Source organism: Corynebacterium sp. HMSC070H05 (assembly GCF_001837615.1).
Taxonomy (GTDB): Bacteria; Actinomycetota; Actinomycetes; order Mycobacteriales; family Mycobacteriaceae; genus Corynebacterium; species Corynebacterium coyleae.
Window position 1 is genome coordinate 1 of record NZ_KV833325.1, and the last position, 854, is coordinate 854.

The 854-nt window shown below is 58.2% G+C and carries 1 protein-coding gene and 1 pseudogene; one reads left to right on the plus strand and one right to left on the minus strand.

Features of this window, described 5'->3' with window-relative positions; translation table 11 throughout:
• Positions 1-256 (plus strand): transposase (locus HMPREF2617_RS06090; RefSeq protein ID WP_210400826.1); only part of this gene is annotated, 256 nt, incomplete at its 5' end.
• A 56-nt stretch (positions 257-312) separates the two neighbouring features.
• Here the strand turns inward: HMPREF2617_RS06090 and HMPREF2617_RS06095 are convergent.
• A pseudogene (locus tag HMPREF2617_RS06095) lies at positions 313-819 on the minus strand (transposase); the annotation flags it as partial.
• Positions 820-854 lie beyond the last annotated feature (35 nt).

Here is an 854-nt window from a genome sequence, read left to right on the forward strand (position 1 = left end):
ACTCGATGAGGTGCTGGCGTTTACCGCAGCGCCGAAACCGGTCTGGACGAAGGTGTGGTCAAACAACCCCACCGAGCGGTTAAACCGGGAGATCCGCCGGCTTGTTGGCGCCGTCCTTGCCGAGCAACACGACGATTGGATCCAACAAAAACGCTACATGTCACTATCCGCACTCGAGCACAGCAAACACCTCATGCACCAACCCAACCCCCACACAGGAGATGATCATGGCGACCACCACCAGCTAACCGCCTAACACAACCCCCCAACTTCATACCGAGCCGAACGGACAAACGGCTACACCACTACACGGGACTTGACCGCATGGACGAGGCAGCGTTGGATCATCGCGTTGGGCCAGCAGGCTTTAATCGCAGTCAAGGCGCCTTGTCCACCGTCGAGGACGACACAGAGCGGTTCAGCGATTTTGCGAAGTAGCTGCGTATACGCATGGGCGGTTTCGTGTTTGGCCCAGTGCCAGGCGATGACGTGGTCGTGGCTGGCTGCCACGAGCAAGCATCCGGCGGCGGTGTAGGTGCCGTCGATGAAGATCTGATCGTAAACGCGCTGCGGGTCACCGTTGTTGGGGATGTCGATAAGCCAAAACGGTTTGAATCGGCGGTCAAGTGTCCAACGGCTCACCTTGTGTTGCTCGGCGAGTTCAGACAACGTCGCTGTGGAGGTGGCATAAGCAACGAAGGCTTTAAAGTCGCGGGTCAGCGTGCGGTCGCTGCGGGTTCGTGTCGTGGAGCTGCCGCAGTTCGGGTCCTTGCATCGCCACCTGGTTGTGCCTTTGGATGTGGTTCCGTTTTTCTTCATTTGCCTGCTGAGTGCGCGTAGTTGGTAGGGGTATT